The organism is Vreelandella rituensis, assembly GCF_003336665.1.
GTDB classification, from domain to species: Bacteria; Pseudomonadota; Gammaproteobacteria; order Pseudomonadales; family Halomonadaceae; genus Vreelandella; species Vreelandella rituensis.
The window spans coordinates 1-26,660 of record NZ_QPIJ01000035.1 but is presented as its reverse complement, the minus strand read 5'-3'; the positions used below and the strand labels follow the sequence as shown (position 1 = coordinate 26,660).

Sequence of the window (26,660 nt, the reverse complement as noted above, 5' to 3'; positions counted from 1 at the left end):
CACTGCAATCAAATGAAGCGCTTGGCATGTGAAACGTTGTCGGTAACATCGTTAATTAACGAGTCGTTGTTAACAAAGCACTGTTGTTAAAAAAGTGCTGGAGAAACATCCTGCATCGGTATTGAATGACTCTTTCGAGCGCAAACTTGGCGTCAGTGGCTTGACAACAGCCTGTCTCTAGATGCGGCGATTCTACGGGAAACTGTCGACAATGTTAAGCTGATGAGCGGCTAACCCCCTTGTACTTTGGGTGGATGTGGGGAATTCTGGAAGCATCCAGAAGTCAGCAGAAAGCGAACAGGGGAAGAGGTTTATGACGGGAAGGGTGCGCTCGCCCTGCGTGGGGGTGTGTTCCACGACACTTGGCGATGAGTATTGCCGTGGTTGTCAGCGCAGCCATATGGAAATCACACTCTGGCCAGCGATGGATGATGCGCAACGCGAAGCTTGCATGCAGTCAGTCGATCAGTTGCGCGAGCAGGTGGCAAAGCGTTTCATGCATGTTTTCGACGCGGCGCTTCTGGAGCGACAGCTGCTTCGTCATGGCATCCGCTACCGGCCGGAACAGCCACCTTTGTCGCGTGCCATTGAACTGTTAAGAGTGGGAAGAGGGCGCATCCAGCAACTTGACCGCTATGGTGTGGCGTCTCTGTCAACAATGGCTGACCAGGACGTCAAAGCATTATATGCTTTACTCAATCAGGCTTTGCTCATGGCGGTAGAGCGCCGCTCGGATAGCCCTTGCTGAGATAGCCCTGTTGAACAAGGTTTTGCTTAGCCCAGCCTATTTACTGCGAATAACTTTAGTTAAATATCGTACAATATTATCGACCGCCTTGATGAGATTTCATGCCCTTACAAGACCCTTTCTTGAAAAGCGAAGTGGCCCCTTTGACAGATGAAGCGAGCACTTTGAAGCGCAAAGCATCCCCTTTGACGCCGGCTGAGCACAGCGTAAGTGCAAAGGAGCTGTTACCGGATACCCTGCTGGATTTTCTGGCTTGCCCCACGCCGCCTGCTTGGCTTGAATGGGCCATGGAAAACCCAGCTATCTTGCTGATCGACCATGCCCAATGTGAGAAAAAGGCGGCTTCGACGGCCATGAACCTTCTCTATCGTTACGTGGATCAGCCGCTCCTGTTGAGCAAGATGTCTCAACTGGCCCGGGAAGAGTTGCTGCATTTCGAGCAGGTCGTGGCATTGATGCGTGCCAGAGGGATTACCTATCGAAACTTGTCAGCTTCACGTTATGCCGGGGAATTACGCTCGCATGTGCGTACTCATGACCCTGAACGCTTGGTCGACATTCTGATTATCGGTGCCTTGATCGAGGCGCGAAGTTGCGAGCGGTTCGCCTGTCTGATTCCCTATCTTGACGAGGAGCTTGCCAAATTCTACCGAACTCTGGTTAAGTCGGAAGGTCGCCATTTCGAGGACTATCTAATGTTGGCGCGCGAGCAGTCCCGTGAGCCGATCGAGGAACGCATCGCATTTCTGGTTAATTGTGAAGCCGAACTGATTACGACGCCGGACACGGCATTTCGTTTCCATAGCGGCGTGCCCGCCTGAGGCCACCGCTTACGTCAGGCAGGATATGTATCATGCGCGACGCTAGTGAGTCTGATCAGCTGATTCTCTTCGGCCATTTTTCGCTGACCCAGGGCGATGATGTGCTGACGCATTTCAGTTACGACAAAGTCAAGGCACTGCTGGTTTATCTGTTGCTGCATCGGCAACCGGTCAATCGTGCGGCCCTGGCAGAGCTTTTGTGGCCCGACCAAGGGCTTTCCTCCGGGCGTACCAATTTACGCCATGCGTTGCATTGCCTGCGTCAGTCGTTGGGAGAAAACGCTGAGCAAGTGTTGAGTGTTTCTCGTCAGACAATTGCCTTCCAGCTGCCTTCGGGGTGGCATGTCGACTTGCATCAGTTGCAAACGCTATTGGAAGGCCCGCGTGACATCGATACGTTGCATTCCCTGCTCAGTTGTTATCAAGGTGATCTGATCGAAGAGCTGCAGTTGACCAATTGTGCTGAGTTTCAGCGTTGGTTGGTGCAGATGCGCAATGAATGGCGCCAACGCGTGATTCGTTTCGCCGAGCAGGTCCTGGAAGCGCATGCCGATGTGCCTGGCGAGTTGCTGGAAAAGCTGGTCAGTCGTTTTTCAGGCTACGGCCCATTTCATGAGCGTCTGGTACGGCAATTGGCTGACCAGGGTCAGATGGCAGCTGCTCACGAACAGTACAACAGTTACCTTCAGCTATTGGCACTTTCCGGTCAGCAGCCGGAGCCTAGTTTTCTGCAGTTAGCCAATTATTGGTCCGATGGCAATCACGACCACCGCGCCATGAGCCCTCAAGGAGCCTTTTCCCGTGCCCTGGCAGCCGACAGCAAACCTTTACGTGAAGATGAAATCGAGCTGCGCCAATTATCGGTGATGGCCATTCGCCTGCATTTGAAAGGCGAATGGCATGAGCGGGGGGCGACGCGTAGTTGTCTCGCGCTGCAGCTGGAGTTGCTGCGCTGGTTGGAGCAGCAATGTCATCATCTAGGTGGTTTCTGGCTGCCGGGAGCCACCGGTGGGTTGGGCCTGGCCTGTTTCGGAACCCACGGTCCCGCGCATCAGCTGGCGGAACTGGTAGCGCTTTATGAGCATTGTCGCCAGGCCCTTGACCACGAATGTGAGCGGCACTGGACGGGCAGTGGCGAGCCACCGCATTTCGAACTGGCGGCTGGGCTTCACAGCGGTCGGGTCGTGTATCTGCCGGAGCGGCAGTTGGCCGATCCTTTAGGCCAGGTGACCCAAGTCACGCTGGAATTGATGAGTGCCGCTGAAGGCAGTGAACTGGTCATTTCTCAAGAAGCTAGCCAGCACATGCCTCCGGCCCTGGATCTACAGCCGCGCCTGGTGTCACGCCTGGTGGCAAGCGATGGCCGTATCCGTCTGCGAGCCCTGGTGCTGGGGCAGAATGAAGGCGGCCCAGACGCCTTGCCACCCAGCCTGGTGGGGCGCGAAACCGCTTTACGCACCTTGCGTGACGCCCTGGCGCGGGCCGGCATCGGCCTGCGCCAGAGTGTGCTGGTACGCGGTGCGTCGGGAATGGGAAAGTCAGCGCTGATGGTGGGGTTTCGACAGCTTGAAATAAGCCGCGAAGCAGCGATTTGCTGGCAGCCGACCACTCGTCTGTCGGTGCTCGAGCCTTATGGCGTGGCCCGCACTCTGCTGCGCTGGCATCTGTCCGCCAAGCCTGCAACTGATGAAGTAAAGGCATTACAAACGCAGCTTGCGATGCCGGACCTGGATGAGGCTCGCCAGCAGTTGCTGGAAGAAGCCTTGGGAGTGCGTGAAGTCCAGGAAGTATCCCAGTTAGCCCAGAACGGCGAGGCCGTTGAGTTGGTGGTGGCATTGTTGCATCGCTTGATCGAGCATCGCGCCGAGATGCATACCCTGGTATTGATGATTGACGACCTGCAGTGGTTGGATGAATCCTCGTTCAAGGTACTGGCAGGTCTTCAGGCACGCTTACCGATCAATACCGCCTTCATGCTGGTGGCGAGCCATCACGGACGTGAACCGCTACCGGTCAAGCTGCACTGGGACCAGCAAGTCTGCTTGGGCAAACTGGATACCCTGCAATCTTCGCGGTTATTGTCCCAGCTGGCGCGACGTTACAGCATTCATCTCAGCCCGCGTTTGCGCAATCAGATCATCGAGCGCTGCGATGGCGTACCGCTTTATATGCAGGAAATCTGTCGCCGCTTGGACATGGACCGCCGCGAAGGGCGTAGCGTTAAGTTCGATGAGCTACCCAAAGGGTTGCTCGGGCTTCTGGCGAGCCGTATCGACCAGCTCGACGGCGATCGAGAGGTGGCCCATATCGCAGCGGTGCTGGGCAAGCGCTTTCGCCTCGATTTTTTGAAAGAATGCAGCAACTGGGAAATGCCACGCTTGAACCGGGCGCTGGAGCATATGCGGACCCTGGAAATTATCGAACCGGTCGAGAATGAAAGCGCTGAACATGAATATCAATTCAGCCATCAGCTACTGCAGGAAGCGGCTTATCTGTCCTGTCCGCGAGATGTGCGCGTCAAGCTTCACCAGCAAGTGGTAAGCCTCATCGAGGAACGTTTCCCGATGTGGATTAGCCGTCATCCGGGCGACTTCGCCACCCATCTGAGGCGCAGCGGACATTACGCCCGGGGCGCGCGATATTTCGAACTGGCGGCACGTGAAGCGCTCAAGGTCAGTGCCAATCGTACCGCGTTGCGCATGGCCGACGCCGGCCTGGCCAGTCTGCGTCATGTAGAAGGTCAGGCGGAGCGTCAGGTCAGCTTGTTGACCGTGCGTGGCCAGGCGGCGTTTGCCCTGGAGGGTCATGGGTCGCCTACCGCCCACGAAAGTTTCGTTTTGGCGCGTGACCTGCTTCATCAATCCAGAAATGAGTCGCTGGAAGAGTCGGAAGACCTGGAGCAGATTTTCCTGGTCAAGTGGGGGTTGTGGGTGGGGCGTAGCCAACGCTATGCCCATGCCGATGCGTTTTCCCTGGCGTCCACCCTGGCCGATATTGCCGCTCGCCTGGAAGACCCCCGCTACAAGCGCCTGGCGGATTATGCCCGGGCGCACTGCGAATATTGGGCGGGAAGTGTGCGGCAGGCCCATGACCACCTGGATGAGATCGACCCGCTTAACTCGCCCATGATGATCGAGTGGCTACCGTTCTCCGATCATCCTCAGGTGACGGCGGCTTGCTTTCAGGGGTGGACGCTTTGCCTGCGCGGTGACTACCAGCGTGCGGAACGCCATGTCGCTTCAGCGCTGCGCCTGGCGGAAAAGATCGGTCATCCGGGCACCTTGGCCATGGCGCTGATGTTCGCGGCCTCCCTGTACCGCCAGTTAGGCCATGTGCATTTGGCCGCACGCCAAGCTGAACGTGCCGCGGCAATGACGGGGACGCCGGATTTACAGCTATGGCAGATTTCCGCGCAGAGTGTGCTTGGCTGGCAGCGTGCGTTGTCGGGTGATACCGGCGGGCTTGCGCATGTATCGCAGAGCCTGGACCAAATGGCTGAGCTCAATGGCCGGGATCGCTTCCAGCGTCCGGTATGGTGGTATGCCGATGCCTGTATTGCGTTGGGAGAGTTGACCACCGCCGAAGACTATCTGGATCAATGTCTGGTGATTGCCCAGGAGCGAACTACGCTGTTCCTGCCAGAGCTGGCCATCCAGCTAGCCCGTGTCAGGCACTTGCTGGGACACTCTGTTCACGATGTAAGGGCGTTGGTGGAAATGGCCTTGAACCAGGCTCGAGAGCATGGCAATCGTCATCAAGAGCTTGCCGCGCTCGAGCTATGGTTGACTCACGTCGACCCGGAAGACGCCCAGGCGAGAGAAACGTTCCGACAGGTGCTAAGCAAGGTCAATCATAGCGATGCCCCGGTGCTGGTGCGCTGGGTCAGTTTGCTGGATCGGCGTTTGTCGCCTAAAGAAAGCCTGGAAACCTGATGAAGCCGGCCGCCGTTGGGCCGGCCCTCGCTCAAGTGAGTTGCTCGAGTTCAATGATGGCGCTGAGCGCCTCTTCACGATGGTTGCCGCACAGCGCAGGGTCGTAGCTGAACTGCTCGCAGACGGCCGGGCGCCGTGGGTCGCCGAACAACCGGCAAAGATTGTGCTCATCGAGTTGTACGCAACGCATACCCGCGGGCTTGCCTTCCGGCATGCCTGGAATAGACGATGAAATGGAAGGCGCGATGCAGCAGGCGCCGCATCCCGGGCGACAACCAGTCGAGACTTGCTGGCTTTCAGCGTCAGCTTGGCTCATGGCTTTACCTCGGCAATGGCCCCCTTGTCGATTCCTTCGAAGGCCTGAACTCGCGTTAATTGGCCGGTTCGTTCGGCAATAAGGCGCGCGAGCCAAGCCGCGATATTCTCTACGGTGGTGGGAGCCGCAAGCACTGCACTGCGTTGACGGGGAAGGCGAATGAAAAACTCTCCCTGTTGCGCATGGTAGCGGCTAGCTAACTGATCGGGATTTTCTTCATCGATAATATCGGCACTATCCACTAGATAACGATCCGCCAGCCAGGCGGCCCACTCGCTCTCGAGCAGGGGGGCACGTACGCCGTTCTGCCAGATATGCAGGCGCGAACGGTGTCCATGCGCAATGCGTTGACAGTTGCCGGCATGGCGCTTGAGCCCATGACTGTAGCCATAGGCCGGCCCCTCTATCACTTCTTCGTGCAACGCCAGACGAATAGCGTTGACGCGGGCCGGAGGGGAGCGCATCAGTTCTAGTGAAAGATGCTCGGCAAGGCGTTTTGGAGTGATTGTCGACCAAGGAAAAGCGGTCACTGCTTCAGGCGGCGCGCGCATCTCGAAATCGTAGGGTGCGGTGGCGCGCAAATAAACGTCTTGTTCGGATGACTCAAACGTCACGCCGGATGCTTGGGTGGGTACCAGTAGCGTGTGGTCGACGCCTGCATCAAGGTAACGCTTGAGCCAAGGCTTCACTTCGCCAAAGTCGAATAGCATGCCGTCTTCGCCCAAGTCACCGTCCAGTTCGACATCCACTTGCCAGCTGACGCCGGTCAGACCGCGCTGCGGACACCATAGGGAAGCATCGATATGGGTCAGGCGGTTAACGAATAATGTCATCAGTCAATTCCCGCAATCTTGTGGGTCTGCAGCGAAAGCCGCCACTGGGGGTGCGCCAAACAATAAGCCACGGTGTCGGCCATGCAATTGCCGGGCTCGCCCAACGGGCCGGTATCCATCGGCTGAAGAAAGAAATGCCTGAAATTGAAAGCGGCAAAACGCTCGGGTGGGGCGTCGGGCTGCGGGTAAACCAGCTTGAGCTCATCGCCAGAGGTTACCGTCAAGGCATTGTTGCCCTTGGGGCTGACACACAGCCAGTCGATGCCCGCTGGCACGGGCAGAGTGCCGTTGGTTTCCACGGCCACCTCGGACCCTTGCGCCCGCATGGCATTGATCAAGGCAGGGTCAAGTTGCAGCAGCGGCTCACCGCCGGTGAAGACCACATAAGGGATGGCGTAGCCATCCTGTTTTGGCCACAAAGCATGCAGATGTTCCGCCAGTGCTGCTGCCTGGGTAAAGCGTCCGCCATTCTGACCATCTGTGCCGATAAAGTCGGTGTCACAAAAGCGGCAGGCCGCCGTGGCGCGATCCTGTTCGCGTCCCGACCAGAGATTGCAACCGCTAAAGCGACAGAACACGCTGGCGCGCCCGGCTTGGCCACCTTCGCCCTGTAAGGTATAGAAGGCTTCCTTGATGTGATACATCAGGCACCTCCCGGGGCGAGGCTCGAGTGCCGTAAGTCAGCATATGCCAAGGGGTCGGTCACGCCGTTGGCGGCAAAGGCAGCTAGCCGCTCACGGCAGCTGCCGCAATGGCCACAGGCAAGTCGCTCGCCTAGGTAGCACGTCCAGGTGTCGCTATAATCAAGGCCCATGCGCAGGCCGTCAGCGAGAATATCGGCTTTGCTCGCATGCAGATAAGGCGTATGTATTTCCACTTCCTGGAAATTGGCGATTGCCGCCACGGCATTCATTTTTTCCACGAAGTCGGGGCGACAATCCGGATAGAGCACATGGTCGCCGCCATGGGCGCCATAATCGACGCGGGTGGCGCCGATATTCACTGCCTTGGCAATCGCCAGCGATAGCAAGATCATGTTGCGGTTGGGCACCACCGTCGCACTGAGGTTTTCCTCTTGGTAGTCGCCGGTGGGCAGCTTGCGGTCTGAATCGGTCAAGGCGGAATTGTCGATCAAACCATGTATCGCACGGATATCCACTACCTGGTGAGGCACCTTGAGTTTACGGCAAACTCGGGCGGCGACTTCAAGTTCACAGGCGTGGCGCTGGCCGTAATCAAAGGAAAGGGCATGCACCTGGCGACTCTCATGAAGAGCGCGGTGCAAGACGGTAAAGGAGTCCATGCCGCCGGAATAAATCACGACGCTGGAAGGCGCATTGGATTGGGTCATGTCAGGGCTCTATGTCGGAGAATTTTTCGCACCGCCTGAGCGGTTATCCGGGGTCCGGTCCGGAACGGCGGCTAGTGTACGCAATGGGCGGATATCTGGCCAGAATCAGTGGCAGTTGGTAGACTTCACCTCCTCTGATATTTCCTACCGCGTGGCTCGGGTATTACTTTGCCGAGCGCGCCGCTTCCCTTTAGTGGTGAACCTTGATGAATGCGCCTGAATTGCTGTCACCCGCCGGCACTTTCAAGAACATGCGCTACGCTTTCGCTTATGGTGCCGACGCGGTTTATGCCGGTCAGCCACGCTATTCGCTACGCGTACGCAACAATGATTTCAAGATCGGCAACCTGCACAAGGGCATTGCCTATGCCCATGAGCGGGGCAAGAAGTTTTATGTGGCATCCAACATCGCCCCGCACAATAGCAAGTTGAAGACCTACCTGCGCGACATGGAAGCGGTGATCGAAGCCGGCCCCGATGCACTGATCATGTCAGACCCCGGCTTGATCATGATGGTTCGCGAGCGTTGGCCTGACCAGGAGATTCACCTTTCGGTGCAATCCAATGTGGTCAACTACGCGGCGGCCAAGTTTTGGCAGAAGCAGGGCATCAGCCGAATCATCCTTTCCAGGGAGCTCTCGCTTGAAGAGATTGGCGAGATTCGTGCCGAATGTCCCGACCTTGAGATTGAAACCTTCGTCCACGGTGCGCTCTGCATTGCCTATTCGGGTCGCTGCCTGCTCTCTGGTTACTTCAATCATCGTGATCCCAATCAGGGCACCTGTACCAATGCGTGTCGCTGGAAATACAACACTGTAGCCGCAGCCACTGATGAAACCGGTGATCTGGTGCCGGCAAATTCTGCTCGGGCGCATGCCGCCAGTGGCATCTGGACGCCGGAACAAGGCGGTCTGATTGCCTCGGGCGGCGGCAGTGCGGAAATGCCGACGTCGGAAAGCACCGCCACAGCAGGCGGTGTGGAAGGGCAGGATGAACTTTCGGCACTCATCGAGGATCGCACCCGCCCGGGCGAATTGATGCCGGTGCATGAGGATGAGCACGGCACTTACATCATGAACTCCAAGGATTTGCGTGCCGTACAGCATGTGCCGCAATTGACGGAGATGGGTGTGACCTCACTCAAGATCGAAGGGCGCACCAAGTCGGCTTATTATGTGGCGCGCACCGCTCAGGTTTATCGCCGAGCCATTGATGACGCCGTAGCCGGTCGGCCGTTTGATATGCGCCTGATGGACGAGCTGGATAACCTGGCCAACCGAGGTTATACGGAAGGCTTCTATCGCCGCCATGTTCATGACCAATATCAGAACTACGAGCAAGGCAATTCCGTGGGCGTTCATCAGCAGTTCGTGGGCGAAGTGTTGAGCTATGATCCTGACCGGGGGATGCTGGAAATCAATGTCAAGAACCGCTTTGAAGTGGGCGATGGCATGGAACTGATGCTGCCTGGAGGCAATCGCCGCTTTGCTCTCGAGCATATCGAGAACAAGCGCGGTGAATCGGTAAGCGCGGCGCCGGGTTCCGGCCATGTGGTAGGCATTCCCGTACCGGGCGAGCCGATTGCCGCTGAACGTATTGAATTTGCGCTGTTGATGCGAGACCTGTAATTTTCGTAGCTAATGTCATGTAGTGCTATGCCTGGGTATGGACATGGCCTGGGTTGGACATGAACGTCATTAGCCGAGAGGCTGGGTGATGCATATCAATGGAATCAGATAGGCGATCCGAATGGCCACGATTGAACATAGCGAAATTATCAAGGCGTCTCCCGAGCGAGTGTTTTCCCTGTTGCGCCGGGTCGAGGATTTCGCGGAGTACTCGGACTGGGTCGAGGCGATCGAACCCTTGGGAGAAGAACGCTATCGCTGGCATATACGGGCAGTGGGCATGGATTGGACATTCGACGTGGAGGTCACCGAAACACGACCACCTGAGGTACTGGCGTGGAAATCGCTCGACGGGGTGAAAAACCAGGGGCGTTATCAGTTGCGATCAGTTACCGAAGGTACCGAAGTCTCCTTGACCTTGACCTACGAAATACGCAATCGCCTGATGGAAAAGGCGGTCAACAAAGCCGCCAAGCCGTTGGTGAGTAAGATCAGCCGGCAGATTCTCGAGCGTGTCGAGATTCGGCTGAATGCAGGCTGACCGTTGGCAAAAAGTCTCCACCATCATCAAGGATGCTCTCCCCCTCAAGGGGAGCACCGGCTTCCTCTGGCTGCCAATGTGAATGTCAATAGCCTCTAACTTTTCTTGCGCATGGAGGCATCAAGGTGATCAACCGTTTCTGCCCAGTCGGCATCTTCTTCTATGGCTTCACGCAGAAATTCAGCCTGACCTTCATTCCAGCAGGGCGCGTCGGCGAGGGGCATATTAGCTGGCAGGGGGGAGTTTCGTTCTATGAAGCGTTCAATGGAGGCACTATCCGAGGCAAGTCCCAGTTGCTCGAAAAGCTCGCTGAAATGATGAACGGGTTTTTCCATGAATGACGCTCCTTTAGGTTATTTCAAACGTTGATTAATACCTTTTAAACATAGACCTAGTTAGCATGTAATACGAGGCGAAAAATTAACGTTCTCCTACCAGCGGGGTTAGAAACCTGTGACGTTGATCAACGGTGGCAAGCGGTTGGGCAAGGAGGTGAACCAGCTTGGTGTAGGCGGCTTCGGGCGTCATGCCGTCGCCGGATAGAACGCCAGCCTCGACGAGCCCGTGCCCGGCAGCATAGTTTCCCAAATGCACGCTGCCCTGAGGGCATTGACTGATCGCCGCCACCAGTTTGCCTTCGCCACTGGCTGAGGCCAGGACATTCAGCAGTTCAGGTTCCGGCGGTAAGTTGCCGGCCCCCCAGAGTTGCAGTAACGCTCCCTTCACGCGGCTATCATCGAGCCAGGCGGAAAGCTGCCAGGCGGTAATGCCCGGCCATAGTGCCACCCGTATCACGGCGCCATGCGTCAGCGGAGTGTAGTCGGGCAGCTCGAAGCGCGGGGCACCACGCTGAGATGCCGCCAACCCGCGCCCCGGGTAATAGATGAAATCATCGCCTATGCGCTCACCCAGCAGCGGGTAATTGGGGCTGGCAAAGGCATTAGCCGCTTCACTGTGCCGTTTGCAGGCTCGTACCCCGCGCAACAGCTGGCCGGCGAAATAAATAGCCACTTCCTGAAGGGCTGGGTTGGCGGCGAAATGCAGAGCGCCCTGGATATTCTCCAAAGCATCGCCGTTGGCCACTTCGAGCGGTTCCATGGCGCCGGTGAGTATCACGGGGCGATCCAGCCCCTGAAGCTGATAGGCCAAACTGGCCGCGCTCCAGCTAAGCGTGTCGGTGCCATGCAAGATGACAAAACCGCTATAGGCCTGATGTTGCGCCACGATATCGCTAGCCAACTGTTGCCAGGTGCTGGCGTTGGCCGCACTGGAGTCGATCAGCGGCAAGTCGCTCAAGATATCAAACGACGGAAGTTGCTGACGGTGACGAGGTGAAAGTTGTGCCAAGGCATGGTCCAGGCGCTGCGCAAAGTTGCCGCTGGGCATCAGTCCATGTTCCGACATCTGCATACCTATGGTGCCGCCGGTGTAGATAACCAGGACACGAGCTTCTTGGGGGGCGTAAGAGGCAACGCTTGAGGTGTGGCTCATGATGGTCTGGGTCCTCCTCGACAAATGATGGCATCAGCAGGGAGGTCAATGCTTGCGCGTGACAAGCTTCCCGTCTTCGTTATCCAGCTGACGATTACGCCCGGCAAGCATGGCTAAACCGCAACATACCCCGATCAAGCCGATCAGTAACCAGGCAATATGCATAATGTCGGCACCTGCCTGCAAGAGTAAACCTACACTCAAGGGACCCAGTGAGGCTAGTGTATAACCACCGCCTTGCACCAGGCCGGAAAGCTGGCCGGAAAGCCGTGAATTGGCCGTGCGCAACACCAGCAGCGTCAAGGCAAGGCTGAAACTGCCCCCCTGGCCCAGGCCTAGCAGGATGGCTCCCGGCCAGCGCCAAGCCAGGGGTCCGATGAGTAGCAGCCATAATCCCGCAGCGGTGCACAGCAACATCAACAGCAGAGCAGGGCGCTGGTCAGGCCCCAGGCGAGCCAGCCAAGGCGCACCCAAGGCAGAAAAAACCTGGCACATGATCGAAATAGACATGAGCCAACCGGCATTTGCTTCGGCGTAGCCGCGATAGATCAAAAGCGTAGGCAGCCAGCCAAAGACGATGTAAGCCATCGAGGACTGCATCCCCATGTACAGCATGACCTGCCAGGTTAGCGCCTTTTTCAGTAGCTGAAGCAGGTTGTGTTGCTGTATCGAGGCCAAGGGAGTCGCCGCTGGGGCAGGCATGTAACCCAGCCATAGGATCAGCGCAAAAATGGCGAGCAGCGACCAACTCATCAGCCCCAATCGCCAGCTACCCCATAGTTCCGCCAAGGGAATACTTAACCCAGCTCCCAAGGCGCCGCCCAGACACAATGCCATCGTGTATATGCCGGTCACCAGGTCAGCATTGCCGGGAAGCTCGCGTTTGACCAGCGCCGGCAATAGTGTGCCACCCACGCCGATGGCGGCTCCGGCCATAGCAGTACCTAGAAACAGAACACCTGGTAAAGGCAGGCCCCGCACGATAAGCCCGATTGCTAGAGCGGCAAGCGAGAGAGCCAAGGCCCGCTCGCTACCCAGGCGATGGGCGAGCAAGGGCGCTAAAGGAGCCGCGAGCCCTAGGCACAAGACGGGTAAGGTGGTCAGGACACCGGCAGCAAAGGCCGACAAGCCTGCAGTTTCCTGCAAGCGTGCCAAAAGAGGGGCTATGGAGGAAAGTGCCGGGCGTAGATTAAGACCCACCACCACCATCAACAGGACAAAGACGAACGAACGCCGAGAAGACGCCATTGACCAAGCAACCACTAGTTGAGGTGGCGGCGCAAATCACCACGTACCGCATCAAGTAAGGTAATGAAGTGGTAATTGCCGGCACTGCCCACCTCATCTACCCGCACTGTCGTGGCCATGCCTTTATCGATTTGTATTTGGTCGAAAATCTCCAGCGTCACTTTACGTGCCGGCTGCGTGCCTACTTCAATGTTGCCCTGCTCCAAGGTAAAGGTTTCCAGCAGGGTGGCACGAACCCGTGTGGTATTGCCCTCGCTGAGGACCCGCCTGACAAACAACCAGCCTTCACAGGGCAGTGCTTTGCCGGTTTCGCCTTGGCGTAGAAACAGGGTGCGATAGCACGCGCCTTCCGTGGCCGCTTTTTCCGCCATGCTGCGATACGCTTGTACCACTTGATTGGCTGTGGCACGGGCATCAGTCAGGCGTTGAGCAATGCCTTGGTGTTCGCGGCTTAGTTGCTCTTGATGCTGAAACGTCAACCACTGCTGATATTCAGCCATCAATCGAGATGATGCCATAAACCCTCCAATGCTGGGTGTGTCGCCTAGCTGCGGGCGCTTCTGCTGCGTGAGCGCGGAGCCGGTTTGGTGCTACGTTCCGAACGTTTGCTGTCAGTGCCACGTCTCGCGGGCTTTTGGCCACGATTCTGACGCCCATTTTCGATCGGCTCGGCCTTGATGCTGGGGTCAGGAGCAAAACCTGCTTCCTCGCGTTTTACCAGATCGCGCTTGATCAAACGCTCGATGCCTTTCAAGAGATCCTTTTCATCGATACACACCAATGAAACGGCTTCGCCTTCACTGCCGGCACGACCGGTACGGCCGATACGATGCACATAATCCTCGGGTACATTGGGCAGGTCGAAGTTGACCACATGGGGAAGTTCGCTGATATCCAGGCCCCGTGCAGCTATATCCGTTGCCACCAATACCTGAAGCTCACCACCTTTGAAAGCGGTAAGGGCACGGGTTCGGGCGCTTTGGCTCTTATTGCCATGAATAGCCATCGCGGGAATCGATTCCTTTGAAAGCTGTTCGGCCAAACGATTGGCACCATGCTTGGTGCGGGTGAATACCAGCACTTGATGCCAGCCATATTGCTGAATCAAATGGGCCAGGAGTTCACGCTTGCGGACACGGTCCACGTGGTAAACCGCTTGTTCCACTGTTTCAGCGGTAGTATTGCGCCGCGCAACCTCAATGATTGCCGGGTTATCCATCAACTGGGTGGCCAGTCCTTGGATTTCGGTAGAAAACGTAGCGGAAAAAAGCAGGTTCTGGCGCTGCTTGGGCATTACGCGAAGAAGTCGCTTGATGTCATGGATGAAGCCCATGTCGAGCATGCGGTCGGCTTCGTCGAGCACCAGAATTTCAACGGCGGAAAGATCGACATGGCGTTGCTGGAGAAGGTCCAGCAGGCGACCGGGCGTGGCGATCAAAACGTCGAGCCCGGGTTTCAAAGCATCCACTTGAGGCTGCTGGCCCACGCCGCCAAAAATGACGTGAGAGCGCATCGAAAAATGCTGGCCATAAGTGGCCACGCTTTGGCCTACCTGAGCGGCAAGCTCGCGGGTAGGGGTCAAGACCAGTGCTCTTACTTGCCGCTTCCCCGGCCGCTTGCCTTCGCTCAGGCGTTGCAGCATGGGCAAGGTGAAACCTGCCGTTTTACCGGTGCCGGTCTGAGCCGTGGCCAGGAGGTCACGACCTGAAAGCACGGCCGGAATGGCTTGTTGCTGGATCGGGGTCGGGGTGGTATAGCCTTGTGCCGTTACGGCACGCAGCAAATCGGCATGGAGGCCGAGTTCAGAAAAGCTCATGCGTTCTCCGCAATCACCTGCCGGCAGCGGATAGCGCACCGGTCAGAGGTGTTCAGTTCAAAGAGCGATAGTAAGATGAATCCACATCGCGGTGGGGGATAATGCCAGATAACCGGGCACGCCGCGAGGGTAAACGCATTCTCGACACTGCTGGGGCGATGGCTCACGACTTGTTTTGTAGCTGACGGATGGTCTGGGCAATCTGCTCGGCAGCCTTGTCCCAGCTCACCGCCAAGGCGCGTACCAGGGCTGGGTAACCATCGCTTTGCAACTCGGTTTGAGTGTCGAAACTGTCCAGACGAAGCAGCTGACCTTGGGGGTCACGCAGCTGCCATTGGCCGCTGACCACGGCATAGCCATCGTGGCGGCCTTGAAAACGGTCGACTTCCAGGCGCAGTGTCAATGCTTGCGAATGGGAAGCTTCTTCCCTGAGTACCTGGGTGGAAGGCAGCTGTTGAGTCAGGCGCGCCCGCATGCCGCGTTCGAGTTGTCGGCCCAGGCTTTCCGCCCATTGATGTTCTCGGGCTTCATGCAGCGTGATGTCGTCAAGCTGCATGACGATACCCTCGACATCCAGATAGTGAGCCAGGCGCGGGGCACGAAGCAACAACGTATATTCCGGCGTTTGGTTGGGTTGGGCAACATCGTCTCCCGGTAGCATATAGCGTGAAGGCGGGGAAACGCTGGAAGCGCATGCCGCCAATCCAAGCATCGAGACAAGCAAGGCACTCAGGTAAATCAATTGATAACGCATAATTGGCTCCGGGTAACTGGTATCTCGATTCAAGGGCGCGGTGCTCGCGGCACGGGGTCCTGGGTGTCCAGGTTATCGAACAGCAGGGCGCGCGGGTTCTCATTCAGCGTTCGGGTCAAGGGTTGAAGGTCGCGCATCAGCCGGTCAAGGCGGCCAATAGCGTTGGTAAGTTCCTGGTAGGCCGGTGAAGTCGGTGAGAGGCCCTGCATCGTGCTGCGCAATTCCTCCAGGGTGGCATTGAGATTGCCGCCGACCGCTTGGGTTTCCGGGTTATCGAGCAAGCTGTTCAGCGAGCCGGCAACGTTTTGCATTTCGCCGAGCATGGTTTCGGAAGCTTGAAGATTACGATCCAGCCCCGCCAACAAGGGCTCGACTTCAAGGTCGTTGAGCTTTTCCAGCAAGGTGGTGATCTGCGATTGTATTTGTGCAAAGTCACCCGCCTCGGTGGGGAATACGTAGCGGTCGGCAAATTCTTCTTCGACGTATTCGTCGGCCAGTTCACGCTGGAAATTCAGGTCGACGAACAGCGCGCCTGTCAGTAAATTGCCGCTTTTCAGTGACGCCCGCAAGCCCAGATTGAACAGGCGCTTGAAGCGTGCATCCCATTCGTCGAGATCGATGGCGGCGTTTTCAATTCCAAGACGCTGTGGCTCTATGCGGATAAGCACGGGAATCGCGAAGCGTGCCCGAGAGTCCGGCTGAGGCGCGGTAAATTTCCAGGGCACCGCCGCCACGGTACCCACCCTGACGCCTCGGAATTCCACCGGCGCCCCACGAGATAGACCGCGTACGGTCTCGTCGACCAGCAGGACGTATTCCAGGTAGCGGTTGAAGGTCCCTTGGCGGGCACTGTCTTCGTCGGCATAAAGGCTGAAGGTGGTATCGGGCTCGACCATTTTGCCCATGGGCAAGTCTTCCGGAACACCAAAGGTGACGCCTCCGCCCAATAACGCTTCGAGGGATTCTACATTGACCCTGAACCCATCGGCATCCAGGCGTATATCCACACCGCTTGCCGACCAGAAACGGGTGCTGTCGGTGACCAGAGTGGTATAGGGTTCTTCGATGAAAATCTGATGATTCATCATCCGGCTTCCGGCGTTGAAGTTGACTTCTTCGACACGCCCTACCGTAAAGCCCTGATAGGAAACCGGGTCGCCTACGCGTAAGGAGTTCCCGACTTGGCTGATGAGGTTGAAACGCATCCCGCTGGCGCCAGCGGGTGCGACAGGTGCCGATTCGCTGACTTCAAACTCTCGTTGAGGTTCCTCCGAGGAGCCAGGTTCCAGCTGGATATAGGCACCCGAGAGCACCGTGCCCAACCCGCTGATTCCTTCTCTGCCGATGCGTGGTTTGACGACCCAGAAACGGCTATCCTCACGCAGCATGGCTTCCGCTGAGGGACTGATACGGGCGGTAATCACGGCATGTGATAGATCATCGGATAACCTGACTTCCTGGACGCGTCCTACCTCCACATTGCGGCTGCGTATCAAGGTACTGCCGGCTTCGATGCCTTCGGCGCTGTCCATGGTCAAGGTAATCAGCGTGCCCCGGCTGGTATAATTGTCATAAACCAGCCACAGGCCGATGAGCAGAGCCACCAGAGGTACGATCCAGATTGGTGACAGGCGCGTTTGAGGTGACAGCTTGGCACGATGCAAGCTGCTTTCATCGGTAGCGGAGGTAGAGGCTTCAGCCATCAATGTTTTCCTTGGAGCCTGAGAAAAGACGTTCTTGGCGCGGTAATGGAGAATCCCAGATCAAGCGCGGGTCGAAGGACATGGCGGCGAGCATGGTAAGGGCCACAACAGCACCAAATGCCAGCGCAGCCGGCCCTGGCGTGATCGACATCAACGAGCCGGCGCGAATCAGTGCCACTAATATTGCCACGACGAACACATCCACCATGGACCAGCGGCCGATGAATTCGGTAACGCGATAAAGTCGCGTGCGCCCCACTGCATTGAGCTCATCACTACGCTTTACCACCAGACACAACCAGACCAAGGCCACGAATTTGCTTACAGGCACAATAACACTGGCGATGAAGATGACCGCCGCTACCGGCCAAGAACCCATCTGCAATAATTCGACCACGCCGCCGATGATGGTGGAAGGGGTGGAATCGCCCAGGCTAGTGGTGGTCATGATAGGGTAAAGGTTCGCTGGAATGTACATCACCGCAGCAGCGCCGAGCAGTGCCCATGTACGTTGCAGGCTGTGAGGGAGGCGAGCATGTAAACGTTCATGACAGCGAGCACAATAACTCTTTTCATGCGAAGAAAGCCGGTTGATCAAGCCGCATGTTGCGCAACCGGTCAGACCCTGAAAAAAAGCGGTTTCACCGGTAATGGTGCCTTCAGGCGCCAAAGGCTCACCTTTCAGAGAAAACCACATCCAGTCTGCATCTAATGACTGAGTCGTCAACAATAGAAAAATGGCGAAGGCACAAAACGCCCAGAACGACATGCCCAATTCGATTTGAGCTATTCCGGCTACCTTGATCAAGCTCACCAAGGCGCCAATGATAAATACATCCGCCATCATCCAGGGGGTTAAATGGGAGAGTGAGCGGGCGATGTCTCTGCTGGCAGGCAGTGCCTGTTCTCGCAACAGACCATACTGAAGCCAGATCACTCCCAGCAGATAAAGCGCTGGAAGCACAACGATTGTGAGGATGACGACAACGGCAACGATGGGCTGGTGAAAGCCGATCAAGGTAGTAGCGGTTTGCGATAGCTCAATCTGGTTACCGATGCCGCCGACACTAAAGCTGACGAATGGAAACGCTACGGATAGGATCAGGGCGGTCAAGGCGGTAATCGATAATGCCATGCTACGTTGAGCAGGAAAATGGTGGCGGCGAACCAGTGTGTGGCCGCAGCGTGGGCATTCCGCCTTTTCTCCGCCCTTGAGTGCAGGTAACGCCACAACCCAATCACATTCGTGGCAGGCACGTAATCGGCGGCGGCGAGTGCGTGCTTCTGGAGGGGAGCGATCCACGAGTGGTGTTGTACCCGGCATGGCAGGCAAGGATCTGAGCTTTCTAGGCTGACGTGTCAACAAATTGCGAGTCTTTCCACTACGTGTGCCTTTCTGCAAAACATAGGTGCGCCTCTCTACGGTGAGTGACGATAAACGATCTATCGGCAATTTAATAGTTAGCCGCGTCATCGCTTGACCTGACCGCGCTCATGGACAACGATGCTCACGCAATAGTGCCCTGATTGAATAAATTGTTGAGGAAAAACGATGCTGCTCCCTTTGTTGTCGGTGATTGTTGGTTTGGTACTGCTGATCTGGAGTGCGGAGCGCTTCATTGATGGTGCTGCCTCGACGTCGCGCTGGCTGGGATTATCTCCCCTGCTGATCGGTATGCTAGTGATCGGCTTCGGGACCTCCGCGCCGGAAATGACGGTCTCGGTGTTGGCTGCCGCTCAAGGTAATCCCGGCTTGGCGCTAGGCAATGCTTATGGTTCGAATATCGCGAATATCGGTTTGGTATTGGGAACCGTGGCATTGATCACACCATTGGCGGTGCATTCAAGCGTTATCCGTAAGGAAATGCCGTTGTTGTTAGTGGTGACTCTGCTTTCTGCGTTAACGCTGCTCGATGGTGAAATTGAACGCTGGGAAGCGCTGTTGTTGATTGTGATACTGGTTGCTTTCATTACTTACAGTATTGTGCGCTCCAAATATCAGCAGGAAGAGGATCCACTTGTGCAGGAGGTGGCGACAAGTCTCGATAGCAAGCCGATGTCACTCAAGGTTTCCCTGCTTTGGACGCTGGTCGGGCTGGTGCTTTTGATTGCCAGTTCACGCCTGTTGGTGTGGGGGGCGGTGGAAATTGCCTTGAGTTTCGGGGTGAGCGATTTGATTATCGGCTTGACCGTCGTGGCGGTTGGTACCTCATTACCCGAGTTGGCGTCTTCGATAAGTGCCTTGCGTCGCCGTGAACATGACTTGGTATTGGGCAATGTGGTGGGGTCGAACCTCTTCAATACCTTGGGAGTGGTGGGTCTTGCTGGACTAATAGCGCCTATCGAAACCGGCCGAGAAGTGCTGATGCGCGACTGGAGCGTTATGACCGGTATGACGGTATTGATGATAGTGTTTGCCTTTGCTTGGCGTGGGCGTGAGCGTCGTATCAACCGGGTTGAGGGCGGCATACTGTTGGCCATGTTTATCGCTTACACGGGATATATGATCAGCTTGGTGGTGTTAGCCTGAAATTTCTCTCATCCAAAGCTATTGTCGCTAATAAAGCCGTAGTGCGGCGATCCGCCATGGATCGGCCGTATGGGGTTTTTTGCAAGCATGATTTTTGCAAACATGGCCCTTACAAATGCAGTATGTTCTGCCTACACTCGAAGGTTTTCAGCTAAGCTTAGATTGTAAACTTGTATTCAAGAACAATAAAATTGCCACATGGATTAGCTCATCTAAGCTTGTGTTGTCGTAGCTGCCTTCACAGGACTTAGGAGAGCGTCATGGAGCTCGATCCCCTATTGTTATCGCGAATACAATTCGCTTTTGTTGTGTCCTTTCACGCCATTTTTCCTGTGTTCACCATTGGGCTTGCTTCCTTCCTTGCCTTGCTTCATGCCCTTTTCTACAAGACGCAGAACCCGGCTTGGGAACGGCTGGCAATCCTCTGGACCAAGGTTTTTGCGGTTGTCTTCGGTATGGGGGTGGTGTCTGGTATCGTCATGTCCTTTCAGTTCGGCACCAACTGGAGCAATTTTTCCCAGTCCAGTGCCAATTTCATAGGGCCGTTGCTGAGCTACGAAGTAATTACAGCCTTCTTCCTCGAGGCGGCTTTTCTGGGTGTTTTATTGTTTGGCCGTGGCAAGGTGTCTCAGGGAGTCCATCTGTTCGCCGCTCTCATGGTTGCATTGGGCACGTTCATCTCGACGTTCTGGATACTCTCGGCCAATAGCTGGATGCACACACCGGCCGGCATCGAGATGATCGATGGCGTCGTACACGTTACCTCCTGGATGGATGCGATTTTCAATCCTTCTTTTCCTTTTCGCCTGACACATATGGTAATGGCGTCGTTTCTCACCGGCGGCTTCGTAGTAGCGGGGGTCAGTGCCTGGTATCTCTTGATCGAGCGCGATGTGAAAGCCAACTGCAAGGCTTTATCGATGTGCCTGTGGCTTCTGCTGGTGCTGACGCCGGCTCAGGCCGTGATTGGTGACTTTCATGGTCTCAATACACTCGAGTACCAACCCACCAAGCTGGCTGCCATGGAGGGTAACTGGGAGACGATGCAAGGCGCGCCCCTGCTATTGTTTGCCTTGCCGGATCGTGATCGTCAGGAGAACCTTTTTGAAATCGGCATTCCCTATGGGGCAAGCCTGATTCTGACGCATGAGCTGGATGGCGAGGTGCCGGGGATCAGTGAATCCCCGCCCGAAGAGCAGCCGCCGGTATGGATTGTATTCTGGGCGTTTCGAATCATGGTCGCTATCGGTTTCGTGATGATCGGGGTCGCCTTGGCAGGCCTGTATCTACGCCGTGGAGGAAACATATACCGTTCGCGGCGCTTCTTGCAGACCCTCAGAGTCATGTCGATCACACCCTTCATCGCTGTGCTGGCAGGGTGGGTCGTGACCGAGACGGGGCGCGCACCCTGGTTGATCTACGAAACGATGACCCACGCCGAAGGGGTGACGCCTTCGCTGACCGGTGGAATGGCGCTGTTTACCCTGGTGGGTTACATAGCGGTTTATGGCGTTATTTTCTACGCCGGTACTTATTATCTCACACGGGTGATCCGGTACGGCATGCAAGCGAAGGGTGAGGACGAGCTTGTCGATGATTTTGAAACGCCCAAGCGGCCTTTTTCAGCGACCCACACACCTTTCGATGACAATCCGGCCAAAGGAGAGGGATAAGCCATGGAAATGTTCGATCTATCAGTGATATGGGCGCTTATCATCGGTTTCGGCATCCTCATGTACGTACTCATGGATGGTTTTGATCTGGGCTTGGGAATCCTTTTTCCCTTTGCCCCGGATGAGGATGCCCGGGATGTGATGATGAATTCAGTCGCACCCATCTGGGATGGTAACGAGACGTGGCTGGTATTGGGCGGAGCCGGACTGTTAGGAGCCTTTCCTCTGGTCTATTCGGTTTTCCTGCCGGCGCTGTATATCGGTGTGTTCCTGATGCTGGCGGGGTTGGTTTTTCGCGGTGTGGCCTTTGAGCTGCGCTTCAAGTCTCGTCGTAACCGCCGTAATCGTCGCCTGTGGAACAGGGCGTTCAGCTGGGGGTCGGCAATTGCGGCCTTTGCTCAGGGAGCGGTGGTAGGCACCTATATACAGGGCTTCGAGACGCAAGAGGGTGTCTTTGTCGGGGGCGCTTTCGATTGGCTGACTCCGTTTACGGTATTGACGGGTATCGGCATCATGATTGGCTATGCATTGCTGGGAAGTACCTGGCTGATTCTGAAATCCGAAGGCTACATTCAGCAGTGGGCTTACAAATTGACCTTGCCGCTACTGCTGGCGGTATCGGCAATTTTCATGATCATCAGTATCTGGACGCCTATGGTGAACCCCGGCGTCTGGGAACGCTGGTTCGGCAATATCCGCTTGATCTGGATATTGCCGGCATTGACGTTAGTGTGCATGTTTGCCCTGTACTGGTCGGTTCGGCGTCGCCGTGAGTTGATGCCTTTCATGGCGACCCTGGGGATGTTCCTGTTTACTTATCTCGGGCTGGTGGTGAGTAAGTGGCCGATGATCGTGCCACCGAATTACACCCTATGGGATGCCGCCTCGGCACCGGAATCTCAGCTTTTCCTGTTGGTCGGCGTACTGTTCGTTCTTCCGTTCGTGCTTGGTTATACCTTCTGGTCGTATTGGGTATTTCGCGGCAAGGTGAAAGTGGGTGAGGGATACCATTAATCTCACTTCAGTCGCTGGGCGTGGTGATAGCGCCTGTGTCTTTTCAGCAACGGCGGAATACCGACTGAGGTGAGAGAGTCCGGAAACTTTCCGCCGGCCAAGCCAGGATGTGGTGTCGACTAACCGTGCCTGAGCGAAGAACTTGAGTTCGGAGTTAAAAGTGGGATGCCTGACTATGCAAGCGATCTTGAATATCCCAGAATAAAACAAGAAAAATAAGGAGCCTATTTCATGCATGAATTTCTCAAGCGTTTGCCCAAGGTAGAGCTGCATTTACATATTGAAGGAACGTTAGAACCCGAGTTGCTGTTTACCTTGGCCGAACGTAATGGCGTTATGCTTCCTTATGCATCGATAGAAGACGTATACGCCGCTTATGATTTTTCTGACTTACAGTCATTTCTGGATATTTATTATCAGGGGATGAGTGTGTTGCAGAAGCCTGAAGACTTCTATGCGCTGGCTATGGATTATTTTCGCCGGGCCAGTGATGAAGGCGTGGTTCATGTCGAGATGCACTTTGACCCCCAAGCACATATTTCCCGAGGCGTTGGATTATCCACTATCCTGGAAGGGTTGAGCCTGGCTCGGCAAGAAGCGGAGAGTGAGCTTGGGCTTTCCAGTGCATTGATCATGGCCTTTTTGCGGGACCGTCCCGCAGCAGAGGCAATGCAGGTGCTGGAAAGTGCTAAGCCCTATTGGGATATATTGGATGCGGTCGGGCTGGACAGTGCTGAAAAAGGCAACCCTCCAGAAAAATTTAGTGAAGTATTTGGTCGAGCCAAGCAAATCGGTATTCCACGGGTAGCCCATGCAGGAGAGGAGGGGCCGGTTGACTATATCTATCAAGCTCTGGATTTGCTCGACGTGTGTCGCATTGATCATGGCGTGCAGTGCTTGCAAGACCCTGCGTTGGTGGAGCGATTGCGTCACCAGGGCACAGTGCTGACCGTATGCCCACTTTCCAATGTGCGGTTGAAAGTGGTTGAAAGTATGCAGGCGCACCCACTGCCTCAGTTGTTAGACGCTGGGCTTGTAGTGACAATCAACTCGGATGACCCAGCGTATTTCGGCGGAGGTATGTTGGCAAACTTTATGGCCTGTCATCAGGCGTTCGGATGGCAGGAAGCGGTGTTTTGCAAGCTGGCAGCCAATGCTATTGATAACGCCTTCATGGGCGAGGTGCGCAAAGCGCAGCTATACAAGCAGTTGAAGAAAGTTGCTGGGTACTAAAGCAATTACCCCCGGATTTTTCCGGGGGTAAAACACTTGATCATATGGCGGGCAAGATGCTCTTACGTATGTTTACGGCAAGGCAGGAACTTCAAAGTGCGGCATTTCACCGGTGAGGGTATGCAGGAAGGCAGTGATATCAGCAATGCTCTGTTCTTCAAAATCACGGCCCAACATTTCTTGCCCCATGATAGCGACGGCTTCTTCCAGTGTTTCTGTTGCACCGTTATTCATGTAGGGGTAAGTAACCGCCACATTGCGTAGCGTCGGAGTGCGGAAGCGGTATTTATCGCTTTCTTCATCTGTGACTAGATAGCGGCCAAGATCAGTGGAACCGGGTACTTGAATGGCATGAAACTGACTGTCGGTAAGGGCGGGACCACGATGGCAGGCAATGCAGCCATTGTCCACAAAAGCGACCATGCCGTTTTTTTCCTGCTGGGTAAGGGCGTTCATGTCGCCACGTAGATAACGGTCAAAAGGTGAATTCGGCGTATTTAGCGTGCGCTGAAAGGAGGCTAGGGAGTACGCCAGATTATCAGCATTCAAAGGTTCTTCATCTTCGGGGAAGGCCTCGGCAAACTTACGCTGGTAAAGGTCGAAGCTAGTCAAACGCTCAAGAGCCATGTCCAGATCCATGGCCATTTCAACACTGGCTTCAATCGGGCCTAGCGCCTGGCCTTCAAGGTCAGGTTCGCGGCCATCCCAGAACTGAGCGTCAAGGAAGCCCGAATTGAGTACGGTGGGGGTATTGCGCTCACCTACCTGGCCGTCATGGCCGGTGGCGCGGGGAATGCGATCCGACCAACCCAGCGCTGGGTTGTGGCAAGTGGCGCAACTGATGACACCGCTTGAAGATATTCGCGGCTCGAAGAACATCATCTTGCCGAGCTCGACTTTTTCCTCTGTCAGGGAGTTATCTGCCGGGATGGGTGGCAGATAAGGCAATGCCTCGAAACGGTCTCGATAATTTTCCAGGCCATCGTCAGCGAGAGCAGCACCGCTAGCCATCAGAGCTGACACTGCCAGTGTTGACAGTAGTCGCATGGTGAGAGGGCGGGGTTGTACTTTCATGGTGATTCTCCCTTGCATGGATCCTGTTAGTCGGATCCTATTTTTCTAATCTAGCCTGAAGTAAGCTTAGTGGTATCTAATAGCTATGTTCAACCCAGTAAAATACTCAGGTAAGGGTGTTGTTATCTTTGGGGGTTCCATGACGTGCTACCGCTATCCAGCTATTTCTGAATCTGAAATCACACCGAAAGCCCTCTTCGACCAGCGTCGAAAATTCCTGCGTCAAGGTATCGGTCTCGGAGCGGCCGCAGCCTTTGCTCCAGGCATGTTGTTTTCGCCAACTGCACACGCCTGGTCAGAGGTTCTGTCGCGTCGTCTTGACAGTGACTTGCCTAGTGAGGGAATGGCAGGGGGAGAATCGCTTACCTCTTTCGAAGATATTACTACCTACAATAATTTTTACGAACTCGGCACGGGTAAACGTGACCCGGAAATCTACGCTCATAAGCTTGTTACTGAGCCTTGGGCGCTTAGCATCGAGGGGGAAGTGGAGAAGAGTGGGACGGTGGCGTTGGAAGATGTTATCAAGCGTTACCCTCTTGAAGAGCGTATCTACCGTTTGCGTTGTGTCGAAGCCTGGTCGATGGTCATTCCCTGGATCGGGTTTCCGTTGGCAGAACTATTGAAACATCACGGGCTTACGTCACGCTCCAAGTATGTAGTATTCGAAGCCATCTGCGATCCTAATAATCTACGCGGGCAACGACGCTCTATTCTCGACTGGCCTTATCAAGAGGCGCTACGTATCGATGAAGCGATGCATCCTCTAACCATGATGGCAGTGGGTCTGTACGGCGAAGCAATGCCAAATCAAAATGGCGCTCCTATCCGTCTGGTGGTGCCATGGAAATATGGCTTCAAGAGCATCAAGTCAGTCGTGAAAATAAAAGTGGTCGAAGAAAAGCCCACTACTTCCTGGCAGGAGACAAACCCCGAGGAGTACGGTTTTTATGCCAATGTAAACCCGGAAGTGGATCATCCTCGTTGGTCGCAAGCACGTGAGCGACGCATAGGTGAGCCAGGGCGGCGAAAAACCCTGATGTTTAATGGATACGCTACAGAAGTGGCTCATCTTTATGCGGACTTGGACCTGCAGCGCGACTACTGAGGTGAGGTGAGGTGAATCATAATTTCGAGGATACTGAATGGCTTCAAGGAGAACGTGGCCAGTCACTACATTTCGTCTTGTTGTGTTGGTCACAGGCATGGCACCGGCAATATGGCTTCTTTGGCGGTGGTTCGAAGGTAGCTTAGGTGCCAACCCTCCGGAAGCCGTGGTTCATTTTACCGGCTTAACAGGTCTTACCTTGTTATTGGTGACCATTGGCTTCAGTCCCGCATTCCGGCTAACCAAATGGCCGGGCATAATGATAGCGCGCCGACAAATGGGTCTTTGGGCCTTTTTCTGGTTGCTTGCGCATATGGTCGCGTGGATGGGGCTGGATCAGTATTGGGATTGGCCTTGGATAATGCGCGACATGATGGATTTAGCTTATGTCCGCTATGGGCTAGCGGCGTTGATCTTGTTGTTGCCGCTAGCTCTGACGTCTTTCAAACGGGTACAGCAGCGAATGGGGCCGAGGGCCTGGCATTGGTTGCACCGGCTTATCTATGTTTCGGCGGCCTTGGGCGTTACGCATTTCTGGATACTGACACGGGCTGATTACTTGCTGCCTACCTTATATGCCACGGCGCTTTGTGGATTGGTCTTGTTCCGTCTCATCGACGCCCTTATGCATCGACAATAGAAAATCTCGCGTAATGGTTGACCTCGGCTTTATATCGAGTATTATACGCACACCTCGAAGCAGCTGCGGCGCAGCAGCACGAGACGCTCTTTAACAATTGATCAGGTAATTCATGTGGGCGCTTGCCGATGAGGGTGACAATGTCACCGAAAATCAAGGCAAGCGACTCAAGCAATAAGGTTTTTCGAAACCTGTTTTGAATGAAC

Annotated in this window: 25 protein-coding genes; 11 read left to right on the top strand and 14 right to left on the bottom strand. The window is 55.6% G+C overall.

Annotation, left to right across the window (positions count from 1 at the left end; genetic code table 11):
• Window positions 1-313: 313 nt before the first annotated feature.
• From DU506_RS13840 to DU506_RS13830, 3 genes are all read left to right on the top strand, one after another.
• Window positions 314-748: a DUF1289 domain-containing protein gene (locus tag DU506_RS13840; protein WP_114487493.1), complete on the top strand. Its 435-nt coding sequence runs from the start codon at window positions 314-316 to the stop codon at window positions 746-748.
• 101 nt (window positions 749-849) lie between these two features.
• Window positions 850-1,569, top strand: a complete 720-nt coding sequence (locus DU506_RS13835; protein WP_114487492.1) for a MiaE family protein — start codon at window positions 850-852, stop codon at window positions 1,567-1,569.
• A 32-nt stretch (window positions 1,570-1,601) separates the two neighbouring features.
• Window positions 1,602-5,501: an ATP-binding protein gene (locus DU506_RS13830; protein WP_114487491.1), complete on the top strand. Its 3,900-nt coding sequence runs from the start codon at window positions 1,602-1,604 to the stop codon at window positions 5,499-5,501.
• Between the two features lie 31 nt (window positions 5,502-5,532).
• Here DU506_RS13830 and DU506_RS13825 read toward each other — a convergent pair whose 3' ends face one another.
• The 4 genes from DU506_RS13825 to queC are packed head-to-tail and all read right to left on the bottom strand — an operon-like array spanning window position 5,533 to window position 8,001.
• Entirely contained in the window at window positions 5,533-5,817 is a 285-nt protein-coding gene (locus DU506_RS13825; protein WP_114487490.1) for a YkgJ family cysteine cluster protein, read from the bottom strand.
• Entirely contained in the window at window positions 5,814-6,650 is an 837-nt protein-coding gene (locus DU506_RS13820) for a 6-carboxytetrahydropterin synthase (protein ID WP_114487489.1), read from the bottom strand. Before DU506_RS13820 ends, DU506_RS13825 begins: the two co-directional genes overlap by 4 nt.
• Window positions 6,650-7,294, bottom strand: a complete 645-nt coding sequence (gene queE, locus DU506_RS13815; RefSeq protein ID WP_114487488.1) for a 7-carboxy-7-deazaguanine synthase — start codon at window positions 7,292-7,294, stop codon at window positions 6,650-6,652. Before queE ends, DU506_RS13820 begins: the two co-directional genes overlap by 1 nt.
• Window positions 7,294-8,001: a 7-cyano-7-deazaguanine synthase QueC gene (gene queC / locus DU506_RS13810; RefSeq protein WP_114487487.1), complete on the bottom strand. Its 708-nt coding sequence runs from the start codon at window positions 7,999-8,001 to the stop codon at window positions 7,294-7,296. The genes queE and queC overlap by 1 nt, the downstream gene beginning before the upstream one ends.
• Before the next feature lie 206 nt (window positions 8,002-8,207).
• On the opposite strand from queC, the gene trhP reads away from it, so the two are divergent.
• Entirely contained in the window at window positions 8,208-9,629 is a 1,422-nt protein-coding gene (gene trhP, locus DU506_RS13805; protein ID WP_114487486.1) for a prephenate-dependent tRNA uridine(34) hydroxylase TrhP, read from the top strand.
• 121 nt (window positions 9,630-9,750) lie between these two features.
• Window positions 9,751-10,170, top strand: a complete 420-nt coding sequence (locus DU506_RS13800; protein ID WP_114487485.1) for an SRPBCC family protein — start codon at window positions 9,751-9,753, stop codon at window positions 10,168-10,170.
• A 95-nt stretch (window positions 10,171-10,265) separates the two neighbouring features.
• On the opposite strand, the gene DU506_RS13795 is transcribed toward DU506_RS13800, so the two are convergent.
• The 8 genes from DU506_RS13795 to DU506_RS13760 all read right to left on the bottom strand — a co-directional run bounded on the left by DU506_RS13795 (window position 10,266) and on the right by DU506_RS13760 (window position 18,506).
• Window positions 10,266-10,505, bottom strand: a complete 240-nt coding sequence (locus tag DU506_RS13795) for a DUF2789 domain-containing protein (protein WP_114487484.1) — start codon at window positions 10,503-10,505, stop codon at window positions 10,266-10,268.
• Between the two features lie 85 nt (window positions 10,506-10,590).
• Window positions 10,591-11,661 carry an asparaginase gene (locus tag DU506_RS13790; RefSeq protein WP_114487483.1) on the bottom strand — a complete coding sequence of 357 codons (1,071 nt, stop codon included), beginning with the start codon at window positions 11,659-11,661 and terminating at the stop codon, window positions 10,591-10,593.
• A gap of 45 nt (window positions 11,662-11,706) precedes the next feature.
• Complete coding sequence (locus tag DU506_RS13785; RefSeq protein ID WP_235825634.1) at window positions 11,707-12,909, bottom strand: MFS transporter; 1,203 nt, start codon at window positions 12,907-12,909, stop codon at window positions 11,707-11,709.
• A 14-nt stretch (window positions 12,910-12,923) separates the two neighbouring features.
• On the bottom strand, window positions 12,924-13,427 hold the full coding sequence (locus tag DU506_RS13780; RefSeq protein WP_114487481.1) for a hypothetical protein: 504 nt from the start codon (window positions 13,425-13,427) through the stop codon (window positions 12,924-12,926).
• 26 nt (window positions 13,428-13,453) lie between these two features.
• A complete protein-coding gene (locus DU506_RS13775) occupies window positions 13,454-14,725 on the bottom strand; it encodes a DEAD/DEAH box helicase (protein WP_114487480.1) in 1,272 nt (423 codons plus the stop codon).
• 163 nt (window positions 14,726-14,888) lie between these two features.
• Window positions 14,889-15,479 (bottom strand): PqiC family protein, encoded by a 591-nt coding sequence (locus DU506_RS13770; protein ID WP_114487479.1) that lies wholly within the window; start codon window positions 15,477-15,479, stop codon window positions 14,889-14,891.
• 29 nt (window positions 15,480-15,508) lie between these two features.
• The gene (gene pqiB, locus DU506_RS13765; protein WP_114487478.1) at window positions 15,509-17,182 is read right to left on the bottom strand and encodes an intermembrane transport protein PqiB; all 1,674 of its coding nucleotides are present in this window, start codon (window positions 17,180-17,182) and stop codon (window positions 15,509-15,511) included.
• Window positions 17,175-18,506, bottom strand: a complete 1,332-nt coding sequence (locus tag DU506_RS13760) for a paraquat-inducible protein A (protein ID WP_114487477.1) — start codon at window positions 18,504-18,506, stop codon at window positions 17,175-17,177. The genes pqiB and DU506_RS13760 overlap by 8 nt, the downstream gene beginning before the upstream one ends.
• Window positions 18,507-18,734: 228 nt before the next feature.
• On the opposite strand from DU506_RS13760, the gene DU506_RS13755 reads away from it, so the two are divergent.
• The 4 genes from DU506_RS13755 (at window position 18,735) to DU506_RS13740 (ending at window position 23,632) form a co-directional block, all read left to right on the top strand.
• Window positions 18,735-19,712, top strand: coding sequence for a calcium/sodium antiporter (locus DU506_RS13755; RefSeq protein WP_114487476.1), 978 nt, complete (start codon window positions 18,735-18,737; stop codon window positions 19,710-19,712).
• Between the two features lie 260 nt (window positions 19,713-19,972).
• Window positions 19,973-21,385 carry a cytochrome ubiquinol oxidase subunit I gene (locus DU506_RS13750; protein ID WP_114487475.1) on the top strand — a complete coding sequence of 471 codons (1,413 nt, stop codon included), beginning with the start codon at window positions 19,973-19,975 and terminating at the stop codon, window positions 21,383-21,385.
• A gap of 3 nt (window positions 21,386-21,388) precedes the next feature.
• The gene (gene cydB / locus DU506_RS13745) at window positions 21,389-22,399 is read left to right on the top strand and encodes a cytochrome d ubiquinol oxidase subunit II (protein WP_114487474.1); all 1,011 of its coding nucleotides are present in this window, start codon (window positions 21,389-21,391) and stop codon (window positions 22,397-22,399) included.
• Window positions 22,400-22,630: 231 nt separating this feature from the next.
• Entirely contained in the window at window positions 22,631-23,632 is a 1,002-nt protein-coding gene (locus DU506_RS13740; protein WP_114487473.1) for an adenosine deaminase, read from the top strand.
• A gap of 72 nt (window positions 23,633-23,704) precedes the next feature.
• Here the strand turns inward: DU506_RS13740 and DU506_RS13735 are convergent, their stop codons facing one another.
• Window positions 23,705-24,679 (bottom strand): cytochrome-c peroxidase, encoded by a 975-nt coding sequence (locus tag DU506_RS13735; RefSeq protein ID WP_114487510.1) that lies wholly within the window; start codon window positions 24,677-24,679, stop codon window positions 23,705-23,707.
• 166 nt (window positions 24,680-24,845) lie between these two features.
• Between DU506_RS13735 and msrP the strand changes: the two genes are divergently transcribed.
• Both msrP and DU506_RS13725 read left to right on the top strand, forming a co-directional pair.
• Window positions 24,846-25,814, top strand: coding sequence for a protein-methionine-sulfoxide reductase catalytic subunit MsrP (gene msrP / locus DU506_RS13730; protein ID WP_114487472.1), 969 nt, complete (start codon window positions 24,846-24,848; stop codon window positions 25,812-25,814).
• A gap of 37 nt (window positions 25,815-25,851) precedes the next feature.
• Window positions 25,852-26,454, top strand: a complete 603-nt coding sequence (locus DU506_RS13725) for a protein-methionine-sulfoxide reductase heme-binding subunit MsrQ (RefSeq protein ID WP_114487471.1) — start codon at window positions 25,852-25,854, stop codon at window positions 26,452-26,454.
• Here the strand turns inward: DU506_RS13725 and DU506_RS21980 are convergent.
• Window positions 26,438-26,660 (bottom strand): hypothetical protein (locus tag DU506_RS21980; RefSeq protein WP_220254396.1); only part of this gene is annotated, 223 nt, incomplete at its 5' end. The genes DU506_RS13725 and DU506_RS21980 overlap by 17 nt on opposite strands.

What these genes read in the sequence shown, in the direction of transcription:
- DU506_RS13735 (WP_114487510.1), bottom strand. Translation starts at nt 24,679, where the DNA reads ATGCGACTACTGTCAACACTGGCAGTGTCAGCTCTGATGGCTAGCGGT.
- DU506_RS13840 (WP_114487493.1), top strand. Translation starts at nt 314, where the DNA reads ATGACGGGAAGGGTGCGCTCGCCCTGCGTGGGGGTGTGTTCCACGACA.
- DU506_RS13785 (WP_235825634.1), bottom strand. Translation starts at nt 12,909, where the DNA reads ATGGCGTCTTCTCGGCGTTCGTTCGTCTTTGTCCTGTTGATGGTGGTG.
- DU506_RS13770 (WP_114487479.1), bottom strand. Translation starts at nt 15,479, where the DNA reads ATGCGTTATCAATTGATTTACCTGAGTGCCTTGCTTGTCTCGATGCTT.
- DU506_RS13800 (WP_114487485.1), top strand. Translation starts at nt 9,751, where the DNA reads ATGGCCACGATTGAACATAGCGAAATTATCAAGGCGTCTCCCGAGCGA.
- msrP (WP_114487472.1), top strand. Translation starts at nt 24,846, where the DNA reads ATGACGTGCTACCGCTATCCAGCTATTTCTGAATCTGAAATCACACCG.
- DU506_RS13775 (WP_114487480.1), bottom strand. Translation starts at nt 14,725, where the DNA reads ATGAGCTTTTCTGAACTCGGCCTCCATGCCGATTTGCTGCGTGCCGTA.
- DU506_RS13790 (WP_114487483.1), bottom strand. Translation starts at nt 11,661, where the DNA reads ATGAGCCACACCTCAAGCGTTGCCTCTTACGCCCCCCAAGAAGCTCGT.
- DU506_RS13780 (WP_114487481.1), bottom strand. Translation starts at nt 13,427, where the DNA reads ATGGCATCATCTCGATTGATGGCTGAATATCAGCAGTGGTTGACGTTT.
- queC (WP_114487487.1), bottom strand. Translation starts at nt 8,001, where the DNA reads ATGACCCAATCCAATGCGCCTTCCAGCGTCGTGATTTATTCCGGCGGC.
- queE (WP_114487488.1), bottom strand. Translation starts at nt 7,294, where the DNA reads ATGTATCACATCAAGGAAGCCTTCTATACCTTACAGGGCGAAGGTGGC.
- DU506_RS13825 (WP_114487490.1), bottom strand. Translation starts at nt 5,817, where the DNA reads ATGAGCCAAGCTGACGCTGAAAGCCAGCAAGTCTCGACTGGTTGTCGC.
- DU506_RS13755 (WP_114487476.1), top strand. Translation starts at nt 18,735, where the DNA reads ATGCTGCTCCCTTTGTTGTCGGTGATTGTTGGTTTGGTACTGCTGATC.
- DU506_RS13760 (WP_114487477.1), bottom strand. Translation starts at nt 18,506, where the DNA reads ATGCCGGGTACAACACCACTCGTGGATCGCTCCCCTCCAGAAGCACGC.
- DU506_RS13830 (WP_114487491.1), top strand. Translation starts at nt 1,602, where the DNA reads ATGCGCGACGCTAGTGAGTCTGATCAGCTGATTCTCTTCGGCCATTTT.
- DU506_RS13835 (WP_114487492.1), top strand. Translation starts at nt 850, where the DNA reads ATGCCCTTACAAGACCCTTTCTTGAAAAGCGAAGTGGCCCCTTTGACA.
- DU506_RS13740 (WP_114487473.1), top strand. Translation starts at nt 22,631, where the DNA reads ATGCATGAATTTCTCAAGCGTTTGCCCAAGGTAGAGCTGCATTTACAT.
- DU506_RS13750 (WP_114487475.1), top strand. Translation starts at nt 19,973, where the DNA reads ATGGAGCTCGATCCCCTATTGTTATCGCGAATACAATTCGCTTTTGTT.
- cydB (WP_114487474.1), top strand. Translation starts at nt 21,389, where the DNA reads ATGGAAATGTTCGATCTATCAGTGATATGGGCGCTTATCATCGGTTTC.
- DU506_RS13820 (WP_114487489.1), bottom strand. Translation starts at nt 6,650, where the DNA reads ATGACATTATTCGTTAACCGCCTGACCCATATCGATGCTTCCCTATGG.
- DU506_RS13725 (WP_114487471.1), top strand. Translation starts at nt 25,852, where the DNA reads ATGGCTTCAAGGAGAACGTGGCCAGTCACTACATTTCGTCTTGTTGTG.
- pqiB (WP_114487478.1), bottom strand. Translation starts at nt 17,182, where the DNA reads ATGGCTGAAGCCTCTACCTCCGCTACCGATGAAAGCAGCTTGCATCGT.
- trhP (WP_114487486.1), top strand. Translation starts at nt 8,208, where the DNA reads ATGAATGCGCCTGAATTGCTGTCACCCGCCGGCACTTTCAAGAACATG.
- DU506_RS13795 (WP_114487484.1), bottom strand. Translation starts at nt 10,505, where the DNA reads ATGGAAAAACCCGTTCATCATTTCAGCGAGCTTTTCGAGCAACTGGGA.